This window comes from Alteromonas sp. NFXS44 (genome assembly GCF_040148705.1).
GTDB lineage: Bacteria > Pseudomonadota > Gammaproteobacteria > Enterobacterales > Alteromonadaceae > Alteromonas.
This window is the reverse complement of sequence record NZ_JAGDEA010000005.1, coordinates 493,354-515,416: the sequence shown is the minus strand read 5'-3', so window position 1 is coordinate 515,416 and position 22,063 is coordinate 493,354. Positions and strand designations below refer to the sequence as shown.

At 49.1% G+C, this 22,063-nt stretch carries 22 protein-coding genes; 7 read left to right on the top strand and 15 right to left on the bottom strand.

The window, feature by feature from the left end:
* Positions 1-15: 15 nt before the first annotated feature.
* From tolQ to aspS, 7 genes are all read right to left on the bottom strand, one after another.
* A complete protein-coding gene (gene tolQ, locus J3369_RS07515) occupies positions 16-696 on the bottom strand; it encodes a protein TolQ (protein ID WP_349585487.1) in 681 nt (226 codons plus the stop codon).
* Complete coding sequence (gene ybgC, locus J3369_RS07510; protein ID WP_349585485.1) at positions 686-1,093, bottom strand: tol-pal system-associated acyl-CoA thioesterase; 408 nt, start codon at positions 1,091-1,093, stop codon at positions 686-688. Before ybgC ends, tolQ begins: the two co-directional genes overlap by 11 nt.
* Before the next feature lie 434 nt (positions 1,094-1,527).
* The gene (gene ruvB, locus J3369_RS07505; protein WP_119500815.1) at positions 1,528-2,532 is read right to left on the bottom strand and encodes a Holliday junction branch migration DNA helicase RuvB; all 1,005 of its coding nucleotides are present in this window, start codon (positions 2,530-2,532) and stop codon (positions 1,528-1,530) included.
* 12 nt (positions 2,533-2,544) lie between these two features.
* Entirely contained in the window at positions 2,545-3,162 is a 618-nt protein-coding gene (ruvA, locus tag J3369_RS07500) for a Holliday junction branch migration protein RuvA (protein WP_349585482.1), read from the bottom strand.
* A gap of 87 nt (positions 3,163-3,249) precedes the next feature.
* Positions 3,250-3,768 carry a crossover junction endodeoxyribonuclease RuvC gene (gene ruvC, locus J3369_RS07495; RefSeq protein ID WP_119500813.1) on the bottom strand — a complete coding sequence of 173 codons (519 nt, stop codon included), beginning with the start codon at positions 3,766-3,768 and terminating at the stop codon, positions 3,250-3,252.
* The gene (gene nudB / locus J3369_RS07490) at positions 3,765-4,202 is read right to left on the bottom strand and encodes a dihydroneopterin triphosphate diphosphatase (RefSeq protein ID WP_349585480.1); all 438 of its coding nucleotides are present in this window, start codon (positions 4,200-4,202) and stop codon (positions 3,765-3,767) included. The genes ruvC and nudB overlap by 4 nt, the downstream gene beginning before the upstream one ends.
* A gap of 6 nt (positions 4,203-4,208) precedes the next feature.
* The gene (gene aspS, locus J3369_RS07485) at positions 4,209-5,972 is read right to left on the bottom strand and encodes an aspartate--tRNA ligase (RefSeq protein WP_349585478.1); all 1,764 of its coding nucleotides are present in this window, start codon (positions 5,970-5,972) and stop codon (positions 4,209-4,211) included.
* Here aspS and J3369_RS07480 point away from each other — a divergent pair.
* Positions 5,971-6,126 (top strand): hypothetical protein, encoded by a 156-nt coding sequence (locus tag J3369_RS07480; RefSeq protein WP_349585476.1) that lies wholly within the window; start codon positions 5,971-5,973, stop codon positions 6,124-6,126. The genes aspS and J3369_RS07480 overlap by 2 nt on opposite strands.
* 26 nt (positions 6,127-6,152) lie before the next feature.
* The gene (locus tag J3369_RS07475) at positions 6,153-7,055 is read left to right on the top strand and encodes a DUF72 domain-containing protein (protein ID WP_349585474.1); all 903 of its coding nucleotides are present in this window, start codon (positions 6,153-6,155) and stop codon (positions 7,053-7,055) included.
* 101 nt (positions 7,056-7,156) lie between these two features.
* Here the strand turns inward: J3369_RS07475 and J3369_RS07470 are convergent, their stop codons facing one another.
* From J3369_RS07470 to J3369_RS07435, 8 genes are all read right to left on the bottom strand, one after another.
* Entirely contained in the window at positions 7,157-8,497 is a 1,341-nt protein-coding gene (locus tag J3369_RS07470; protein WP_349585472.1) for a sigma 54-interacting transcriptional regulator, read from the bottom strand.
* Positions 8,494-9,087: a hypothetical protein gene (locus J3369_RS07465; protein ID WP_119500808.1), complete on the bottom strand. Its 594-nt coding sequence runs from the start codon at positions 9,085-9,087 to the stop codon at positions 8,494-8,496. Before J3369_RS07465 ends, J3369_RS07470 begins: the two co-directional genes overlap by 4 nt.
* Positions 9,087-10,487: a sensor histidine kinase gene (locus J3369_RS07460; RefSeq protein WP_349586212.1), complete on the bottom strand. Its 1,401-nt coding sequence runs from the start codon at positions 10,485-10,487 to the stop codon at positions 9,087-9,089. Before J3369_RS07460 ends, J3369_RS07465 begins: the two co-directional genes overlap by 1 nt.
* 98 nt (positions 10,488-10,585) lie before the next feature.
* Entirely contained in the window at positions 10,586-10,858 is a 273-nt protein-coding gene (locus tag J3369_RS07455) for a calcium-binding protein (protein ID WP_119500806.1), read from the bottom strand.
* A 200-nt stretch (positions 10,859-11,058) separates the two neighbouring features.
* Positions 11,059-13,119, bottom strand: coding sequence for a putative bifunctional diguanylate cyclase/phosphodiesterase (locus tag J3369_RS07450; protein ID WP_349585469.1), 2,061 nt, complete (start codon positions 13,117-13,119; stop codon positions 11,059-11,061).
* A 65-nt stretch (positions 13,120-13,184) separates the two neighbouring features.
* The gene (locus tag J3369_RS07445) at positions 13,185-13,631 is read right to left on the bottom strand and encodes a tellurite resistance TerB family protein (protein ID WP_303574986.1); all 447 of its coding nucleotides are present in this window, start codon (positions 13,629-13,631) and stop codon (positions 13,185-13,187) included.
* Positions 13,632-13,724: 93 nt separating this feature from the next.
* Positions 13,725-15,374 (bottom strand): ATP-binding SpoIIE family protein phosphatase, encoded by a 1,650-nt coding sequence (locus J3369_RS07440; protein WP_303574987.1) that lies wholly within the window; start codon positions 15,372-15,374, stop codon positions 13,725-13,727.
* Between the two features lie 21 nt (positions 15,375-15,395).
* Positions 15,396-15,701 carry an STAS domain-containing protein gene (locus J3369_RS07435; protein WP_119500802.1) on the bottom strand — a complete coding sequence of 102 codons (306 nt, stop codon included), beginning with the start codon at positions 15,699-15,701 and terminating at the stop codon, positions 15,396-15,398.
* A gap of 238 nt (positions 15,702-15,939) precedes the next feature.
* Between J3369_RS07435 and yciH the strand changes: the two genes are divergently transcribed.
* The 5 genes from yciH to betA all read left to right on the top strand — a co-directional run bounded on the left by yciH (position 15,940) and on the right by betA (position 22,063).
* Entirely contained in the window at positions 15,940-16,263 is a 324-nt protein-coding gene (gene yciH / locus J3369_RS07430; protein ID WP_119500801.1) for a stress response translation initiation inhibitor YciH, read from the top strand.
* Between the two features lie 56 nt (positions 16,264-16,319).
* Positions 16,320-17,120: a response regulator gene (locus J3369_RS07425; protein ID WP_119500800.1), complete on the top strand. Its 801-nt coding sequence runs from the start codon at positions 16,320-16,322 to the stop codon at positions 17,118-17,120.
* A gap of 255 nt (positions 17,121-17,375) precedes the next feature.
* Complete coding sequence (gene pheA / locus J3369_RS07420) at positions 17,376-18,563, top strand: prephenate dehydratase (protein WP_119500799.1); 1,188 nt, start codon at positions 17,376-17,378, stop codon at positions 18,561-18,563.
* Positions 18,564-18,886: 323 nt separating this feature from the next.
* Positions 18,887-20,350 (top strand): betaine-aldehyde dehydrogenase, encoded by a 1,464-nt coding sequence (gene betB, locus J3369_RS07415; RefSeq protein ID WP_349585466.1) that lies wholly within the window; start codon positions 18,887-18,889, stop codon positions 20,348-20,350.
* Between the two features lie 9 nt (positions 20,351-20,359).
* The gene (gene betA, locus J3369_RS07410; RefSeq protein WP_349585464.1) at positions 20,360-22,063 is read left to right on the top strand and encodes a choline dehydrogenase; all 1,704 of its coding nucleotides are present in this window, start codon (positions 20,360-20,362) and stop codon (positions 22,061-22,063) included.

Sequence of the window (22,063 nt, the reverse complement as noted above, 5' to 3'; positions counted from 1 at the left end):
AGTCTCCGGACATCGTTACTGTGGCTGTGCCGTCATCGCCTGACGGTGCAATATGGCAGAAAACTCTTCCATGAAATTGCCGTAGCTGTTCTCCAGTTTCTCAACTTTATGGCTGAAGCGGTTGTAAGCGATAACTGCCGGAATAGCAGCAAAAAGACCGATAGCGGTTGCAATAAGGGCTTCTGCAATACCCGGCGCCACCATGGCCAGTGTGGCCTGCTGCACTTCACCCAGTGCAATAAATGCATTCATGATGCCCCATACCGTACCGAACAGCCCGATGTAAGGACTGATAGAGCCGGCAGTAGCCAGAAAGGGTAAACGGCTTTCCAGCTCTTCCACCTGACGGGACATAGATACACGCATTGCACGGTAGGTACCGTCAACAATGCCGTTCACTGCATTGTTACCTTTGCGCAGACGCACAAATTCTTTAAAACCGGCGCAGAAAATATTGGCCATCCCTGTTACATCAGAACGAGCGGATAATTCCTGATAAAGACGGTTGAGATCTGCGCCTGACCAGAATTTGTCTTCAAACTGGCGCATTTCTTTATCTGCTGCATTCAATGCTTTGGTACGCTGAAAAATGAACGTCCATGAAGCCACTGACACACTGAGCAGCAACAACATAATAAGCTGAACAACAAAACTGGCCTGAAGGAACAGACCGATAAAGGTTAAATCAGATTCCACTAGCTAAATCCCCTGATAAAGTGGCTGGTAATTTCCGTGGCTTCATTGCCACAGGGTCTACACATGCAATTTTTATGTCCGCCGACACTAAACAGCTGTCTTGCGGATCTTTTATTTCTTGTCTGAAAGTCAAACTTGCGCCCTTCAATTCTACAATTTGCGATTCAATACTCAACAATTGATTAAATCTGGCCGGCGCATGGTTATGCATTTCAACCCGTTTGACGACAAAGGCTATGGATTGTTCCATCAACTTGTCCTGTTCGTAGCCCAGCGATCTCAACCACTCGGTTCTGGCCCGCTCCATGAACTTCAGATAATTCGCATAATACACAATACCGCCGGCATCTGTGTCTTCGTAATAAACCCGCACCGGCATGGTATGTTTTGCAGACATGCAATACTCCACTTTTAAAAATGTAATGAAAACGTCATAAAGAAAAACTTACCGGTGAACTCACCAAATGGTCCATTTATGCCGTTAAAACGCTTTATTTCTGCGGTAAAAACAAATTCCACGGCAAGCCATTTACAGCAACTTAACACATTAGTTTTTCTAATAGAAAAAAATAATTTTCCTCAATTGTCAGGTTCAGAAACTACTCTATAATGCGCCCATCTGTCGAACAGAGTGAAGCGGTTCTGGAACGGTTTCACACGAGTTTTCTCCTGATTGACATGAGTTCCCTGGATTTATTTCCTTCAACACTTGTTGTTTTAGCCCGTTCAATTTGAGCGGGCTTTTTTTATGCCCGAAAGAAAATATCATAAATAGCAGCAGAAAGAAGAAATGGCCGGCCAATGAATCACTGACCGGCAAGAAAGGATATTTTAGCTTTTTGGTTCAAATCCGAAATGCAGGTAAGCCCGCTGAGACACAATACGGCCTCTCGGGGTGCGCTGAAGGAACCCCTGCTGAATAAGAAACGGCTCGATAACGTCTTCGATAGTTTCCTTTTCTTCCCCGATTGCGGCTGCCAGATTATCAAGCCCCACCGGACCTCCGTCGAATTTATCGATAATGGCCGTCAGCAGTTTTCTGTCCATGTAATCAAAGCCTTCTTTATCCACATCCAGCATATCCAGCGCTTTCGCTGCAATGTCTGCATGTACTTTTCCGTCGGCTTTAATTTCTGCATAGTCTCTGACACGGCGAAGCAAACGGTTTGCGATCCGCGGCGTACCACGGGAGCGCCGCGCCACTTCCTCAGCACCGGCGGCATCCATATCCAGATTCAGATAACTGGCGCTGCGCTGAATAATGGTGGTGAGATCTTTGATATTGTAAAACTCAAGACGTTGCACAATACCGAAACGGTCACGCAGAGGCGAAGTCAGAGAGCCGGCACGTGTGGTCGCCCCCACCAGCGTGAACGGTGGTAAATCCAGTTTAATAGAGCGGGCAGCCGGGCCTTCACCTATCATGATATCAAGCTGATAGTCTTCCATAGCCGGATACAGGATTTCTTCCACCACAGGACTCAGTCGATGAATTTCATCAATGAACAACACGTCGTTTTTTTCAAGATTGGTAAGCAGTGCTGCCAGATCGCCGGCCTTTTCCAGCACCGGACCGGATGTGGTTTTAATATTCACGCCCATTTCATTAGCAACAATATTTGCCAGCGTGGTTTTTCCTAATCCCGGAGGACCAAAAATGAGCAGGTGGTCAAGGGCATCATCACGATTGCGCGCCGCCTGAATAAAAATTTCCATCTGTTCACACACATGGGGCTGACCCGTGTAGTCAGCCAGCATTTTCGGCCTTATGGCACGGTCGATAACTTCATCTTCGGTGGTGGCAGCCGGCGCTATGAGTCTGTCTGCTTCAATCATCACTTATTCCCGTTAAATCGCAGCTTTCAAAGCTTCGCGGATAAGGTTTTCACTGTTCATGCCATCCTGATAAACCGAAGTAACCAGTTTATTTGCCTGAACCGGCTTGTAACCCAATGACACCAGCGCGCTCTGCGCTTCTTCTTTCGCATCGTTCACAGGAACAATCGTATCAGCCGCTTTATTTTCCATATCAAACGGAATGTCCACCGCCTGCTGTTTACCGAATTTGGCCAGCCGGTCTCTCAGTTCAACTACCAGACGCTCTGCGGTTTTCTTACCAATCCCGGGCAAACTGACCAGAGCGCTCACATCTTCATTCTGCACGCTGATAAGAAATTGTCCGGCTGACATGCCTGACAGGATAGTCAGACCTAATTTTGGCCCCACGCCATTAGCTTTGATGAGTTCGCGGAACAAACCCCGCTCCATTTTATCGGCAAAGCCAAATAAAAGCTGGGCGTCTTCACGCACAACAAAGTGGGTATAAACAGCTACGTTTTCGCCGACAGCAGGCAACTGATAAAAACTGGTCATCGGCATTTGAATTTCATAACCAATACCATTCACATCTATCAGCACTTCAGGGGGCTGCTTTTCTAATAATCGCCCTTCAATTCTTCCAATCATTTATTTGATAACCAATTTAGTTGCCGGACTATAGTGCCGCCTGTTTTTCGCCGGCACGTGGCTCCCTAAGAGCCTGTCAGCACAGATTCAGCGCAGGCGGCGACGGACGGTTTTACTGGCCTGTCCCGCCATGTTAATCAGACTTTGTTCCGTGTGTGCATGGCACAGTGCGACAGCCAAGGCATCGGCAGCATCGGCCTGAGGCGTTCCCGGCAAATTAAGCAAGTGTTTAACCATATGCTGTACCTGGGTTTTCTCCGCACTCCCCTTTCCCACAACAGCTTGTTTGATTTGTCTGGCCGAATATTCAGCCACCGGCAATTCAGACTGCGTAGCCGCCACAATGGCAGCCCCTCTTGCCTGCCCGAGCTTCAATGCAGAATCCGGGTTTTTCGCCATAAAAACCTGCTCTATGGCAAATTGCTGCGGCGTGAATTCACGTATTACTTCACCCACACCGGCAAAAATTTGTGCCAGCCGGTCAGCCATAACATCGCTTTTGACACGAATGCATCCACTGCCCAAATAAACAATTTTGCCCTGTTTTCTGGCAATCACACCATACCCTGTTACACGGGAACCTGGATCTATACCCAGTATAATCATCTTCGGCACTCCGGCACAAATGCTTCTACTGCATCACGGTTTGAAGGCGACCATAATTTAGCCAGGGCATCAGGTTTGTCCAGCCATTCAAACGCCAGATGCTCAGTTAGCACAAGCTCACTGGCCGAAGAGACACAGGCATTGAAGACATGCTCAGTATTAAAACGGGTACCCTGCGGGTAACGGTGCAGCCAGCGCCGGCGGATTTCGTAGCGGTTAATATGAGAGCAGTCATTAAGCTGCAAGGGAGTCAGCACGATGCCTGTTTCTTCGGCGACTTCTCTGACAGCAGTTTCTGCAGGAAGCTCACCGGCTTCAACAGTCCCTGTCACAGATTGCCAGAATGAGGGGTCATCGTTGCGTTGTAGTAACAATATGCGGTGGTGCTCGTCATAGAGCACCACCAGCACAGATTCCGGTCGCTTTAACGCCATCCGGAATTATTCAGCATCTTTCTTAACAGTCGCAATGGCCAGTTCCGCCAGCGCCGCCGGATTCGCCGGGCTCGGTGCATCTGTCAGCGGGCATGCAGCCGTGGTGGTTTTCGGGAATGCCATTACGTCGCGAATTGACGTTGCACCGGTCATCAGCATCACCAGACGATCCAGACCGAAAGCAAGACCAGCATGGGGCGGCGCGCCAAACTGCAGCGCTTCTAACAGGAAGCCAAACTTGTTCTGCGCTTCTTCTTCGTCGATACCCAGAATGCTGAATACTGCAGACTGCATGTCCTGATTGTGAATACGCACAGAACCACCGCCCAGTTCCACACCGTTCAGTACCATGTCGTAGGCATCAGAAATCGCTTCAGCCGGGTTCGCTTTGAGCTCTTCAGCGGTCAGGCCGCGGGGTGCCGTGAATGGATGGTGACACGCAAACAGCGCACCGTCCGCTTCTTCAAACATAGGGAAGTCAACAACCCACAGTGGTTTCCAGTCACCTTCCAGCAATTCGAAATCTTCACCCAGCTTCAGACGCAGTGCACCCATAGCTTCAGTTACTACGTTTTTGCTGTCCGCACCGAATAACAGAATGTCGCCAGCCTGTGCGCCGGTACGCTGTAACAGCGCATCAGTAATGTCCTCAGACAGGAATTTCAGGATGGGTGATTGCAGACCTTCCTGACCAGGCTTGTCTTCATTCACCTTCATCCATGCCAGACCTTTGGCGCCATAGATACCGACGAATTTGGTGTATTCGTCAATCTGTTTGCGGGAAAGACTGGCACCGCCGGGCACACGGATAACCGCCACACGGCCTTTCGGATCGTTGGCCGGACCGGAGAATACTTTAAACTCTACGTTAGCCAGCAAATCAGCCACATCTACCAGTTCCAACGGGTTACGTAAGTCAGGCTTATCACTACCGAAACGCTGCATCGCTTCTGCGTAAGTCATACGGGGGAATTCACCCAGGTCCACGTTAAGCATTTTCAGGAACAGGTCACGGATCATGCCTTCGGTGATAGACATTACGCCATCAGCATCAAGGAAGGTGGTTTCCAAATCGATTTGGGTGAATTCTGGCTGGCGGTCAGCACGTAAGTCTTCGTCACGGAAGCATTTTACGATTTGATAATAACGATCCATGCCCGACATCATCAACAACTGTTTAAACAGCTGTGGAGACTGCGGCAGCGCAAAGAATTCGCCTTTGTGAGTCCGGCTGGGTACCAGATAGTCACGGGCACCTTCCGGCGTAGCTTTCGTCAGAATCGGGGTTTCGATATCCAGGAAACCTTCTTCTTCCAGGTAACGACGTACCGCACCGGTAACACGGGCACGAAACTTCAGGCGGTCGCTCATTACAGGACGACGCAAGTCGAGGTAACGATAGCGCAGACGTTGTTCTTCTGAGTTTTCCTGGTTCCAGTCCAGCGGCAGTACCGCAGACTTATTGATGATTTCCAGGCCCGTGCCCAGAATTTCAATTTCACCGGTACGCATTTGTTTGTTGATCTGACCTTCAGGGCGGGCACGCACTTTACCGGTCAGCTTCACGCAGAATTCATTACGCAGTTTATTGGCTACGTCCAGTACTTCCGGTAAATCAGGATCGAATACCACCTGCACGATGCCTTCGCGGTCACGAAGATCGATGAAAATAACGCCGCCTAAGTCACGACGCTTGTTAACCCAACCACAAAGTGTGACTTCCTGGCCGGCGTAAGATGAATCAATATTCCCACAGTAATCTGTGCGCATGGTCCCTGAACCTCTGGTAATGTGTTGTCTGCCTGGCGATGCTGACTTGCAAGGCGTTGCGGTCAGTGCTTCAATGCAGCCGGACGGTGACTTGTCTCAGTCAGGCAACTATCCGGTTAAGCCTCAGACTTTAGATAAAAATAAGGTCGCATAGTATAAACAAATGCATCGTAAAGCCCAATGACTAAAAGCGATTTCCACAGCCAACTGAACAATTCTCTGCCACCTGTCTACATTGGTGTGCCTCAGTGGCAACACAGCCGCTGGCCGGGGGACTGGTTTAACGATGCAGGAGCACGAAAAAACGCCCTCGGATATTATGCAAAGCAGATGAATTCAGTGGAAGGCAACACCACCTTCTATGCCCTGCCCTCAGCGGACACTGTGGCACGGTGGATTGAGCAGACCCCGCAGGCCTTCCGCTTTACGTTTAAAGTCCACCAGACCATCACTCACAGCGGTGCACCGGACCCGAACCACCCTGATATTGAAAAGCAGTTGTCGCTGCTGGCCCCGTTGAAAGAGCGGCTGGGCATGCTGATGTTGCAACTGCCCGCCAGCACCGGCCCTGACAGTTTGCAGGCCATTTCCGCCATGTTGCAGCAATTTCCGGCAGATATTCCCCTTGGCGTTGAAGTACGCCATCCGGCATTTTTTGATAAAGGCGGCGCGGAACAACAATTTAACCGCATGCTCATGGAACAGAAGGTAAACCGGGTCATTATGGATACGCGGGGATTATTCGCCGGTCCGTCTGACAGCGAACTGACCACAGAAGTGCGGATGAAAAAGCCCAGACTGCCGGTGAATGTGATTGCGACATCGACGGCACCGGTTGTGCGCTTTGTGGGTGGTAATGACGATGCCGCCAATACCCGCTGCTTACAGCCCTGGATAGGAAAATGCCATGAATGGCGGCTTGAAGGCCGCACACCATACATGTTCTTTCATAAACCACAAAATGGCGATGCGCCCTGGCTGGCAGCAGAATTTATCGACAGTTATAACGACTGCTATCCTGATGCAGCATTGCCTGCTCTGACTTTCGCACCACCGCCTGCTGAGCAAACTTCTCTGTTTTGAAAAATTAAGAACCGGGTTGAAAGTAAATACCCGCACTCTGCTCATTTAACAGAGTGCGGCGGGACATTATCAGAAAATAACGTTGGTGAAATTACCGGCTTTTAGCGGAAATCGCCGGCATCAAGCTCATGTTTTTTCATCAGCTTGTGCATATCGGTACGGTTGCGACCAGCCAGCTCGGCGGCACGGGTCACGTTACCGTCGGTCATTTTCAATAATTTGTGCAGATACTTTTGTTCAAATGCATCACGGGCTTCGGTCAGTGTCGGCCAGCTCTGGCGGGTAGCCGACAGCGCCTGTTGCACCAGATGCAGCGGGATCACCGGCGTTTGTGTCAGCGCCACACACTGCTCAACCACGTTAACCAGTTGCCGAACGTTGCCGGGCCATTCTGATTTCACCAGTAGCTGCATGGCATCATCAGAAAATTGCGTCACATTCACACCGTGACGCTGACCGCTTTGCTGGAGCAAGGTACGGGCGAGCAACGGAATATCTTCGCTACGCTCTTTAAGGGAAGGCAGTTTCAGATTTACCACGTTAAGACGATAGTACAAATCTTCCCGGAAGCTGCCCTCTTCCATTTCTTTATGCAAATCTTTGTGTGTTGCAGAAATAATACGTACGTCGATGTCTACGTGTTTGGCACTGCCCACAGGCCGGATTTGACGCTCCTGCAACGCACGCAGCAATTTGACCTGTAACGTCATCGGCATGTCGCCAATTTCATCAAGGAACAAGGTGCCGCCATCCGCCTCACGGAACAAACCGGGGGTTGCATGCACCGCACCGGTAAAGGCGCCTTTTGCATGACCAAATAATTCTGACTCCAGCAGGTTTTCCGGCAATGCACCACAGTTAATGGCAATAAACGGCTTGTCACGACGGTTACTGGCACGATGAATAGCATTCGCCAGCAGTTCTTTACCGGTACCGCTGGCACCACTGATAAGCACACTCACTTCACGCTGGGCAATACGGAAAGCCTGGTCCATCACACTGGTCATTTCCGGAGCACGGGTGATGATATCTTTGCACCACTCTTCCGGCTGAACAGATAACGACTGACTCAGGGCTTTTTGCAATAACTTGCGTAATTCATCGTGATCCACCGGCTTAGGCAAAAAGCCAAACACACCACGCTGGGTTGCCGCAACGGCGTCAGAAATCGTACCGTGGGCAGTCATCAATATCACAGGAATATCCTTACGGACGCCCATGATTTCTTCAAATAAGCTCAGACCATCAAGGCCCGGCATACGTAAATCTGACAACACCACGTCGTAGTCATCACTACGAATTTTGCGTAATGCCGCCTGACCATCTTCCACCGCCGTGACCTGATATCCTTCGCCTTCAAGGCGAATGGTCAGCAGGCGAAGTAAACTTTTATCGTCGTCAACGAGCAATAATCTGGCGTTTCGCGCTCCGGATTCATTCATCGCTGCGTACTCCTGTTTTTATCCATCAGCGTTGCTTCAACTTTAAGCAACTCTTCCATCTTCTTAGTTTGTGATTCCAGTTCTTTTTCGAGCATCTGCAACTGCTTTTCTTTATCGGTGTTCACGCGGTTTAAGATCACCATCGCCGATTCAAGCTCAAGCATTTCATCGTTGGGGGCATTAACAATAGTGGCCACCACGGTTTGCATATCCGGCGTCAGCTTATCCTTCACTTCGGTCAGCCAGTGCCGGGCACGAAGGCGACTCTGATAAGGGGTGTCTACAGGCAGTGATAAAATGATTTTTTTTATTTTATCCTCTGTGGAATCGGACAACCCGGCGATAGCATCTCTGCGTACAGGCCAGCGGGTATTGTCGGCCTGAACCCACAGGTTCACCCAATAGAGCAAATCGCACTGGTGCTCAAAAGATTCTGTGTCTTTTTCTACCAGACAAAGGGAATCACTCTCCACCAGTTGCGGTGCGACCGTATTTTCCTCGACCGGAATAACTGGTGCAGACTCATTCCCTTCTATCGCTGCACATCCACCCAGCATGGCGGCCAGTGGCAGCAATAATTTGATTTTCATTAACGTTTTTCCTTCTGCGGAATGCTTACTCTAAAACAGACATCGGCATAATCTACATCAACAACCGCCACATCACCGTGCATCAAACGGGCACAGTCTGAAACAATGGACAAGCCCAAACCTGTACCAATGACATTGTCGTTTCTTGGATCGTCACCCCGGGTAAACGGTTCAAAAAGTTTACCCACTTTTTCCGGCGGAATCTTTTTCCCCCGGTTAGCTACATCGAGTACTGCTACCTCCTCCTGTTGATAAATTCTGACGGAAATAGGTCTGCCTATTGCACCGTGTGCCACAGCATTCGATACCAGATTATCAAGTATACGACGATACAACTCCTCGTCGACACTAATGGTTTCTACGGTTACATCCACAGTAACTTCTCGGTCCTGCAGTGCCAGGGCGTAGTCTTCGATACAATCTCTGACCGGATCTTGAGGATTAATGTCTGTAAATTTGGGTTCAGCCTGCTGCAGGAGCAGGTTGTAATCCAGCAGCTTTTCTACCAGCGTATTCAGGCGCTGGGTACTGGAACTGAGCAAAGAAAGTACTTCAACCTGCTGGGGATTTAACTCACCGACAACATTCTCAGAAAGCAAACTACACCCTTCTTTAATGCTTGCCAGAGGCGTTTTAAGTTCGTGGGCGGCATGTCGCAAAAGCGCAGTGCGGATATGTTCAAGCTGCTGTAAACGTTCCGCCAGCCAATGAAGATCTCTTTCTACCCCAATTAATTCGTAGGGCGCCTTCGTAGACAAAGGCGGCAACTCACCACGCTGATGGGCGAGGATCTGAATGATTTGCTTGAGCTTGCGCACCGGATTCACTATCAACTGGCTGCCGAGCAAAATCAGCAACAATGACACACTGACCAGCAGCGCCGTCGACCATGCCTGCTTGGCCTGCATATCAGTCATGTCTTCCTGCTGCACAGCCAGACGGGTTTGAATAGCCTTGTCCACGTCTTTGCGGATGGCAGTAACACCGTTACTTAATGAAGCGAGATACGCATTCAGCAAAAGCTGATCGTTAATAGTGCGGAAATTTCGTAATTGCTCAATTTGCTTTTTTAGCAGCCCGCAATTTTCACTCGCCGGAACGATACCGCAGAGCTTGCTTTGCGCGCTGGCAAACTGTGCAATCGCATTGTCAGTTAAATCGGCGACGGTGGCGTTCTGGATAATGGCGTACTGGCGAAGGGTACGTTCCAGGTCGATGGCAGCGCCATCCAGATTTTGCAGGTAGCCCACGACCGTCACAACGAAACGTGTCTCTTTGGTGGTCATCCTGCTGACTTTGGCAAGATCGCTCTGGCTTTGCCAAAGCAGTGCTATAAGGGGAACCAGCGCAAGTAAAAAACTACCTAACGTAAGTTGTCTGAGGGAACCAACTCGCAAAATTCGATCACTAAATGAAGTCCGGTCTTTCAGGATCGCATACCCCTTTCAATGCCGCAATAGATGATGGCACCAAATACCCTGTGCCATCGTTAAAAAGATTATTTAGCAGATGCGCGCATGCTGAGCAGTTCTACTTCCTCGCTGGCTTTCAGTTCGTCAATGCTCAACTGACCGTCTGCATTATCGTCAATGCGACTGAAAAGGCGTAACAAACGGGTATCAGCAACAGCCTCTTTCAGGGAGATATAACCGTCCTGGTCTTCATCCAGTTCAGATAGCCATGCTTCACCGGCATTGGCCTCTGCAACAGCGACAGCCTGAACAGCAATAATGGTGAATAACAATAAAAATACTTTCTCAATTCGCTTCATAACAACCTCCTGTGCTCGCGGGTTGTGAGCGGATGTAAAGGACTGAGACCCGTCCGGTTATACAGAAGCTCACGTTAAGCAGGAGTTTGCACAAGTAGTGCCAAAATACCATTAACCAACAAAATCAGTAACTTGTGATTAAACACTACGTATAAGAAGTTGGAGGTGTTGCAAATTATCTACACTGGCGACGCAAATTTTTATCCCTGCGCCGCATCCGGAGCATTTAATAAATGCAGATAATTCTGGTCAATAGTCAGCAGTTTGGAGAGAGGGACAGGTTTGCTGAACAAGTACCCCTGAACATGATCACAGCCATGCTCAATCAGATACGCCCATTGACCGGGGTGCTCTATACCTTCGGCACATACGGTTAAGGCCAGTCGTTTAGCCAAATCAATGATGGTACCGGTTACCAGACGGGAGCGCTCAGAGGTGTCCAGTTCACGGATAAACTGACGATCAACCTTAAGCGTATCGATGGTGATTTGCGTGAGGTAACTTAACGATGAATAGCCGGTACCAAAATCATCCAGAGAAATAGCACAACCGAGATTGCTGAGACGCTTGAAGAACTTATCAGCAAAAGCAAAGTTTTCCAGATAGGCGGATTCGGTGACTTCAAATTCGAAATACTCAGGATTCACCTGATAACGTTCGAATAACCCGTAGATATCGTCGAACAATCCGGTGTGGCGTAAATCGTGGCCGGACAGATTGATTGCTACTTTAAATTTACGGGAGATCAGCATTTGCAGATCGGGCAGTTCCATACATACCCGTTCAATCATCCACTGGGTGATGGCCGATATTTTACCGCCCTGCTCTGCAATAGGAATAAACTCTGACGGCATCACCAGACCAAATTCAGGGTGCTGCCAGCGTATGAGCGCCTCAAGGCCGATAATTTCACCCTGCTGACTAATTTTGGGCTGATAGTAAACCAGAAATTCATCCTGCCGGATGGCACCGTCAATGCTGTTTGCAATAGACATTTTACGCTTGTACGATTCAACCATATCGATGGTGAATAACGTGTAAGTTCCGCGACCTTTGGCTTTAGAGCGGTACATGGCAAGGTCAGCATTACTCATTAACTGACTGAGCTCGTACTCCGCATCACTGGCTCTGGCAATCCCCACACTGACACCGACGGTCAACGCCAGACCTCTCAGCATGAAGGGTTCGGTAAATGCGCTGACCAGTTTATCCGCCAGGTTTTTCAGGCTTGCATCCGACACGTCCCTGTCAGGCACAATGATAAATTCATCACCGCCCAGCCGTGCAATTAAATCGCCTTCCCGCAACAAGTTCACCACACGGTCTGCCACTTCTATCAGGATCAGATCACCGGTTTCATGCCCCAGCGAGTCATTGATCCCTTTAAATCCGTCGAGATCAAAGAAAACCAGTGCCAAATCATCTTTGGTGCGTCTCACCCGGGCCAGCTCAAGCCTGAGGTTATCCACCACAAATTGCCGGTTAGGGAGTCCTGTCAGGCTGTCATAATTCGCCAGCCGCATCATTGTTTGTTGCTGTTCCACCAGCGTATCGTTCTGTTCTTTATTGATAATCAGCTCGACTTCGATTGTATCGAGAAAACTGTTGATACTGGTGCCCAGCCTGGCGACCTCGTGATTGTGTTTATCAGAAAATCGCTTTGAGTAGTCTTTGTCTCTGGCGATATCACGGGTAAATTCGATCAGGGCCTGCAGGGGTCTGAGCAATCTGCGGCTTACCAGCAGCGCGACAATCACGGTGAGAAAGATGGTGCCGGCAAGCCAGGGAATGACAGAGAAAAATAATGTCTTCTGCGACTGCGCCAGCAGCCCGTTCATGTCGCTGACTATCACCACTTTGCCAGTCAGATAAGGCTCTTTACCGATATTGGCAACGGCATACATAAGTCCGTCAGCCATCTGAATGCCAGCAGGCAATGTAACAGCAAAGGAGTCACTGGCGAGGTTATTCTGTTTAACCGAAGAGGTGATGAGGTTTTTTCTTAAATCAAATACGAAAGCCGCAGTGACCTGACGGTGTGACAACTGCAGAGCAAGTTCCTTTCGCGCCACTTCGCCATCGATGTCACGGTCACCCTGCGCCGGTTCCAGGCGGGCAGCAACATTCTGCACGAGGGCAGACATCTGCTCCTGCTGCATGGAGGTAACACGGGCTTGCTGCGCGTTCAGCGACACGATGTAGACAACGATTACAGACGCCGCTACGGCTGTAGATATCAGCAACGTCAACGGCAACTTCATGGACCGGGACAAACTAACCTGCCTGATTGTTTACACCAGTCGGACGACTCAGCTTTGCAAACTGCTCAACCGGCAGACTGTTCCGTAACGGAAAGCTTTGTTTTAATAAACTGGCTGTGAGGTAAATGTAATAAGTCGGCTATACGTCTGATGGTATGCTCTTCAACAGGAGCAATATTTTTATCGGCATAGGCTACTTCCCATAAGCCCGTTAGAATAGCCTGCTTTTCATCAATATTACACTTTTGATTAATAACATGTGTGAACTGCACCATATCGACCGCTTCTTCTGCCGAAGTCTGACCTTCGTTCATTAATGCGTTCAACTCATCAGCATCCAGAGAAAACTGCTTTTCCAGCAAGGTGCGGTATGCCTCAAGTTCTCTCGGGTCTGCTTCGCGGTCTGCGCGAATGATTTCACTCAGCAACGCAGCGGTGGCCAGCTCAACTGTATGGGCTTGCGGTTTATCTGACGGGTTATCCCTGAACAAATCAAGTACGGCTTTTAACATGTGATATTCCGGTTTGAACGTTTAACTGTTTATACGCGTTTTCAACCAGAATGTTTCACCCCGTGAGATAAGCAATCAGGCGGCGGCGATAAATTACCGGTCAACGGACAACCGTACCTTTAATGTATTGCCGTTACCTGAGTAAGTCACCTGCTCACAAAGCTCGTTGAGTAGTGTCAGTCCCCGGCCAAAACTGTTGTCTTCACCGGTATTAGCCGGCGCAGTATAATCAAACCCCTCTCCGGAATCGCTGATTGTGATATCCAGTGCTGCATCTTTGGGCAGAAACTGAATTAAAAAACTGACCGAGCCTTCCTGCAGTTGTTTAAGTCTGATTTCCCGCGCCTGATAATATTCCAGAAAGCCGTCCGGTGAGGACTTTAATGCAGAGTCCAGTTTCAGAATGCCATGTTCGAGTGCGTTATTAAACATCTCCGAAAGTACAGTGTATAGATCTGATCGCAGCAACGTCATACCTGGTTGTGAATTAATCATTTCGATAAGCGACGGTACGATATGCTGATTTTTAAGCTCTGCCCCGCTGAGAGACAAACTGATGCTGTAGGGCAGCTCGTTGAGGGTAAAATCATTTTTTACTGTTGCCAGTGACTGACAGGTATACAACACAATAGTCATGTCATCGGCCTGCTGCAGGTCGCCACGGTAATTCACTGCCCTGTCGTGCAAATATTGTGAAGTTACCTTTGCCTGTGCGGAAAACCACTTAATAACGCCCTGTTCGTCAGCCATTTCTCCGGCGGCATTCATCACTTCCATCAGTCCGTCGGTGTAGACCAGTAACTGGTCTCCCTCTGCCGCTTCGAACACCTCACAGTCATCTTCAAATTCACCAGACTCGAGGATACCCAAAGCCATATGCCTTGGCGGTAAGGTGCGCACCCGGCGTGTGCCAGCTTCCTTCAGCAATAACTGAGGCATGCCACCATTCCAGACAGAAAACCGCTTGCCGCTGGCATCGATTTCCACAATGACAGCGGCACAAAACATATCAGCCGGAAGTAAAGATAATAAGGTGGTATTCAGTTTTGCCGCCATTTCCCCGGCAGAGAGACCACGCCTGGCCATAGAACGGAAAGACCGGCTGACAGGCAGCACACCGATAGCAGATGCAAGACCATGACCGGTGAAGTCACCCACCATGAAATACACGCCGCCGGCAGGACTGGCTTCACACAGAAACACATCTCCGTTAAACACCGCCGCCGGTGACAAATCGAAATCGAAGAAAGCGGTAATGTCAGACTTGTTTACAATGGCATTATTAAAAATATGCTCAACAATAGTATGTTCGCGGTCAACATTCTGCTGAAAATACCGTAAGGCACGGTTCTGCAATTCTATTTTATTGCTGAGTTGCCTGATACGCCCGTGAGCACGGATTTTTGCTGCCAGAATGACTTTGTCAAAAGGCTTGGCGACAAAGTCATCACCACCCACTTCAAGACAACGTGCCAGACTCTCTTTATCATCCAGTGAAGTGATGAAAATCACCGGCAAATAGCTGTCACCATACATTTGCTTTAAGTGGGGAGCGACCTCGTATCCGTTCATCTGGGGCATGATCACATCAAGCAAAATGAGATCAGGCTTAAGCCGTGAGGCCATCTCCAGTGCTTCTGCACCATTTTTCGCTTCGTGGCAATCGGTGTACCCCTCTTCTTCCAGCATGTGCAGAAGCAAAAAGCGGTTCAGCGACTCGTCATCGACAATCAGAATTTTCATGGCTTTGAGCCTTTCTGCTTATCAGGAAATGGCAAATTTCTTGTCGAACCGGGAGATAGTTAAGATGCGCCCGACCTGAGGACGACAATGGGTAATTTTGTATTTCAGCGATTTATCTGCCAGTGTTTTCTGCATGTTGAGCAACATGCCAAGAGCCGAGCTGTCCATGTATTCCGTTTTGCCCAAATCGACTTCTACGGTTTCAACAGTTTGAGGTAACGACATGTACGCATCTCTGAATTCCTGCACCTTGCCGAAATCAAATTTATCGTCCAGTTCGATTACCCAGGTGACGCCATCATCAGATAAACCAGCTGCAATTGTCATTCACTCTTCCTTTGATTAAATCTTGTTTAAGCGTAGTCCGTTATTAACCGTTTATAAAACATAAACAACGGAAAAAGCCGGAATCCATTGGGATTTCCCTGTAATATTTCTTATCATTACCTTAGCAGGCGCACTAACGTACTGAGATGCATGCGGAAATAGCGAAAAGCGCACTGATATTAGACTAAAGACTATATCACCCGTACGGTGCCATACAAACGTAATCAGAGACATACATATGCAAGACTCAAAATTAGTATACAGTACCGACGGTGGACGTATTCAGGAATCGAAACCACAAATGACCCGTTCATCTTCCAAAGATGGTGTGGTCAGAATTCACCGTGAAACAAAAGGACGCAAAGGTAAAGGTGTGTCCGTTATCCACGGTCTGGACCTGGATGCAAAAGCCCTGAAGGCCTTGTGTACCGAGCTGAAAAAGAAATGTGGCTGCGGTGGCGCAGTAAAAGAAGGCCTCATAGAAGTGCAAACTGATGACCGCGAAAAACTGCGGACTTTACTTCAGGACAAACAATTTACCGTTAAACTGGCCGGTGGATAAACCGAATCCTTACTACAATTAGTCTCATTCAATATAGTGACGTCAGGTGAGAAAAAATGGAAAAGCTTTCAATCTCTGACTTGCACATAGTGCTGGTCGAACCTTCAGATACACAACGAAAAATAATTACAAACCTGTTACTCAAGGAAAACGTCAGAGAAATTGACGCTGTCAGCTCAATTAAAGAAGCCCGCGAGGCTATCGAATCCCACAGTGCAGATTTGGTTGTCAGTGCCATGTATTTTGAAGACGGCACCGCCATTGAGTTACTAAAATTCATTAAAAGTCATCAGGAATATGCATCCATTCCTTTTATGCTGGTGTCCAGCGAAAGCCGTACTGTGAAACTGGAAGAATTTAAACAGGCAGGTGTGGCCGCAATTTTGCCCAAGCCTTTTGAACCGATTCACCTCTCCCGTGCACTGAACGCAAGTTTAGATTTAATCAACCACGATGAGCTTGAACTGGAATTGTTCGACGTGCATGAAGTCCGTGTATTGCTGGTTGATGACAGCCGTCTGGCCCGCAATCATATTCGCCGGGTGCTGGAAGGAATGGGTCTGAAGAAGATCACTGAAGCAGAAAACGGTGCCATGGCCCTGACGCATATCAAAGATGCCGAATTTGATCTGGTAGTGACAGACTACAATATGCCGGAAATGGACGGCCGTGAATTATCTGAATTTATCCGCTTTAACCCGGAAACTGCGCATATTCCGATTATCATGGTGACATCTGAGTCTCAGGACAGTATGCACATGGCTAACATTCAGCAAACCGGGGTTAATGCCCTGTGTGATAAACCCTTCGAACCTACCGAAGTGCGGGCTATGCTGGCGGCACTTTTAGGCGAGTAACCGGTAAACCCCGGTGCTGTTAGCACAACCGGCACTAAGATTGAAGATGAACGGTGGTAACGACCGGTGCAAAACTGTATAAAACTATTGACACTCACCGGTCATCGTCATAAAGTCGGGCATATGAAAACGAATATAAAGCACACTAACGCATTCTTTTTTGGTTTTATCACCTTCATTTGAGGGAGGATGCGCTGTGTGTATAAACCTCCCGCACGGGAGGTTTTTTTTTGCCACGAATACGAGTGTAGAACTATGTCAGAACCCGCTTTAGACGCAATACGAAAACGCATTACCGAACTGGACAGCCAGTTGTTAACCCTGCTGGCCGAGCGGCGTCAGCTGACCAATGAAGTAGCAGAAACGAAAATCCGCCACCACATTCCGGTGAGAGACGTTAAACGGGAAGAACAACTGCTTATCCGTTTAATCAAAGAAGGCCGGAACGCTGGCCTGGATCCCCACTACGTCACCCAAATTTTTCACGTCATTATTGAAGACAGTGTACTGAATCAGCAAGCCATGCTGGCTGAACGGGCGAATCCCGGCAGCAGCCTGCCGCTTAACCGTGTCGCTTTTCTGGGCGATAAAGGGTCTTACAGTTATCTGGCAACACAAAAATATTTCTCCCGCCGGCCCGGTGAACTGATGGAAATGGGCTGTCAGAGCTTTGCTGAAATTGTTCAGAAAGTAGAAAGTAATGAAGCTGATTACGCTGTACTACCCATTGAAAACACCAGCTCAGGCAGCATCAATGAAGTTTATGACCAGCTGCAACACACACACCTGAGTATCATCGGTGAACTTACCCACCCTGTCCGCCACAGCTTACTGGTAGCTAAAGACACCAGTCTCAGCAAAATTAAAACCTTGTATGCCCACCCTCAGGTATTTACTCAGTGCAGCCATTTCCTCGCGGAACTGGGCAATGTCGAAGTGAAAACCATGGATGCCACCTCTTCAGCGATGCTGACTGTCAGTGAGTTACAACGTGACGATGTGGCCGCTATCGGCAGTGAAGCCGGCGGAAATCTATACGGATTAATGGCTATTAAGTCTAATCTGGCAAATCAGAAAGAGAACCACAGCCGCTTCTTTGTTGTATCAAGAGATCCGGTAAAAGTACCGCTACAGGTTCCGGCTAAGACCACGATTATTATGTCTACTGTACAGAAGCCTGGGGCTCTCGTTGAAGCGCTGACGGTGCTCAAAGACAACCAGCTTAATATGACCAAACTGGAATCACGGCCGATTACGGGTAATCCCTGGGAAGAGATGTTTTACATCGACTTCGAAGGAAATTTGGAAGACGGGCCGGTACAAAATGCCATTGAGAGTCTGAAAAAGATGACCCGTTACCTGAAGGTGCTGGGTTGTTATCCCACTGAAGAAGTCAGTCCGACGAAAGTAGCCGCCGCCAGCGCGCTCATCGACAGCGAGTAATCGCCAACCTTTAATTCAGCCCCGTGCAGGGGCTGATTTGCCTTTTCCTCTCATTTCTGCGACCATGCTCCGCGATTTTTACTGCGTTTTTTTCTGCTGAAGTCCAGCATGCTATCTATTTGATACAGAAAGCTTTCAAATTCACTAAATAATAATTAAGCGTCATCACACCCGTTTGACTTCAAACGAAAGTGAGCCAAAACACCCTCTCAGAAAGTATATAACGCGATTTCGAACTGAATGATACCTGCACTGCGGGGGTATTTTGCTACCCGTATTTTGGCCGGTGTCATGGTCATTTTTAATTTTTACTGAGGTATCTAATGTCTGAAAAAAGACTTCTGAATTTTATCCACGGCAAACCTGTCAGTAACCAGTCCGGGGAAACCTTCTCTGTTACTAACCCGGCCACCGGAGAAGTCATTTACGATGTTGAAGTTGCTGATGACTCAGTACGTCAGGCAGCAATAGACAGTGCCAGAGAAGGTTTTAAGCAGTGGTCCTCTATGACTGCAATGGCACGTTCGCGAATACTGCTTAAAGCCGTCGCCATTCTTCGTGAGCGCAACGACGCACTGGCCCGTTACGAAGTACTGGATACCGGAAAGCCTATTCAGGAAGCAGATTGCGTGGATGTGGTCACCGGTGCTGATGCTATCGAATACTTCGCCAATCTGGCCCCTGTTCAGGTTGGTCAGCAACAGGATTTGGGCGGGGATTTCTACTACACCCGAAAAGAACCTCTGGGCATTTGTGCCGGGATTGGTGCGTGGAATTATCCAATCCAGATCGCCTGCTGGAAATCAGCGCCGGCACTGGCCGCCGGCAATGCCATGCTGTTCAAGCCATCAGAAGAAACGCCACGGGGAGCGGTTGAGCTGGCCAAAGTCTACATAGAAGCCGGCGTTCCAGCCGGTGTGTTTAATGTGGTTCATGGTGACGGCGACACAGGTAACTGGCTGACCACTCACCCGGACATTGAAAAAGTGTCGTTTACCGGCGAAGTAGGCACGGGCCGTAAAGTAATGGAAGCCGCTGCCGCCAATTTAAAAGATGTCACCATGGAGTTAGGTGGAAAATCTCCCCTTATCGTTTTTGACGATGCCGATATTTCTCAGGCTGTGAGTGCAGCCATGCTGGGGAATTTCTACACCCAGGGCGAAGTATGCACAAACTGCACACGGGTATTTGTTCATGAAAGTGTTTATGACGCTTTTGTCAGTGAACTGAAAACCCGCACGGAAAACAATATCAAAGCCGGCGACCCGATGAACCCGGACGTCAATTTCGGCGCCCTGATTTCGAAAAAACATCAGGATCTTGTGATGGGATACATCGAAAAAGGGAGAGCTGAAGGCGCGTCACTGCTCACCGGCGGCACGACGTTGCAACCGGACGATGCCCCCAACGGCTATTTCGTGGCACCAACCATTTTCACTGACTGTTCGGACGACATGACTATTTGCAGGGAAGAAATCTTCGGCCCTGTCATGAGTATTCTGACCTTTAAAAATGAAGACGAAGTGATAAGCCGTGCTAATAACACCCCTCTGGGCCTGGCAGCAGGCATCATGACCAAAGATGTACAGCGGGCTCACCGTGTCATCCACCAGCTGAAAGCCGGAATTTGCTGGATCAATAACTACGGCGCTTCTCCTGCTGAAATGCCTGTGGGCGGCTACAAGCTATCCGGCATCGGTCGTGAGAACGGTATCGAAACCCTTGATCAGTATACCCAGACAAAATCGGTATACATGGGCATGACACCACTTGAAGCACCGTTTTAAGGAGGCACGATGAAACAGTATGACTACATTATCGTCGGTGCGGGCTCTGCAGGCTGTGTGCTGGCAAACCGCCTGTCTGCCAATACGCAGCATAAGGTATTACTGGTAGAAACCGGCGGCAGTGATAAAAGCATTTTCATTCAGATGCCCACTGCCCTGTCGATTCCGATGAATACCGACAAATACGCCTGGCAGTTTCACACGGAACCGGAGCCTTATCTTGATGACCGTGAAATGCACTGCCCGAGAGGAAAGGTGCTGGGTGGCTCATCATCAATAAACGGTATGGTGTACGTACGGGGCCATGCCCGCGACTTTGACGAATGGGCAGAGCACGGTGCTGAGCAATGGGATTATCAACATTGTCTGCCTTATTTTAAACGTGCAGAAGACTGGTACGAGGGTGCCAACGCGTACCGCGGAGAAGACGGCCCGCTGGGAACAAATAACGGCAACCAGATGCAGAACCCCCTTTATACCGCTTTCATTGAAGCGGGTAAACAGGCGGGCTATGCAGAAACGCTCGATTACAACGGCGCACAGCAGGAAGGTTTTGGCCCGATGCACATGACCGTGCAAGGCGGGAAACGTTGCTCTGCCGCAAGGGCTTATCTGGATCCGGTTAAGCACCGTGACAACCTGACCATTGTGACCCTGGCGACTGTTGAAAAAGTCCTGCTTGAAGACAAAGTCGCAAAAGGTATTCAGTTCACCGGCAAAGACGGCACTGAAAAAGCGTTTGCAAGCAAGGCTGTTATTCTCAGTGCCGGTTCCATCGGATCTCCTCATTTGTTGCAACTATCCGGTATCGGTAACCGCGAAGTACTCGAAAAAGCCGGTATTGATTGTCAACATCACTTACCCGGTGTGGGAGAAAACCTGCAGGACCATCTGGAGTTTTATTTTCAGTTCTACTGCAAAGAACCTGTCACACTGAACCGCAAACTGGACTGGTTTTCAAAAGGCCTGATCGGAGCCCGCTGGCTGCTGTTTAAAGATGGCCCCGGTGCTACCAATCACTTTGAGTCCTGCGGCTTTATCCGCTCGAAAGAAGGTGTGGAATGGCCTGATCTGCAATACCATTTTTTACCCGCCGCCATGCGTTACGATGGAAAAAGCGCAGTGAAAGGTGACGGCTTCCAGGTGCACATTGGTCACAACAAACCAAAGAGTCGTGGGTTCGTGCATGTAAAATCAGCCGATCCTTCACAGGCTCCGGCAATACAGTTCAACTATCTGCAACATCAGGATGACATAGAAGGCTTCCGTGCCTGCGTCAGGCTGACCCGTGAAATCATCAATCAGCCTGCCTTTGACAAGTACCGCGGCGAAGAAATCCAGCCCGGCAAGCAGGTACAGACTGATGAGGAAATCGACGCATTTGTCCGCCGGGCGGTGGAAAGTGCCTATCACCCCTCCTGTTCGTGCAAAATGGGTGAGGATGATATGGCCGTCGTCGACTCACAAACCCGGGTACACGGTATCGCTAATCTGCACGTGGTTGACTCGTCCATCTTCCCCACCATTCCTAACGGTAACCTGAATGCACCGACCATCATGGTGGCTGAGCGGGCTGCCGATCTGATTTTGGGTAATGAACCATTGGCTTCAGAGAACCGTGATGTGCTCGGCGATCTCAAGTGGAAGCAACGTCAGCGCAGCAGAGATATGGGTGTAATGGGCGTTGAATCGCCGGTGAACAATCAGGAGTAA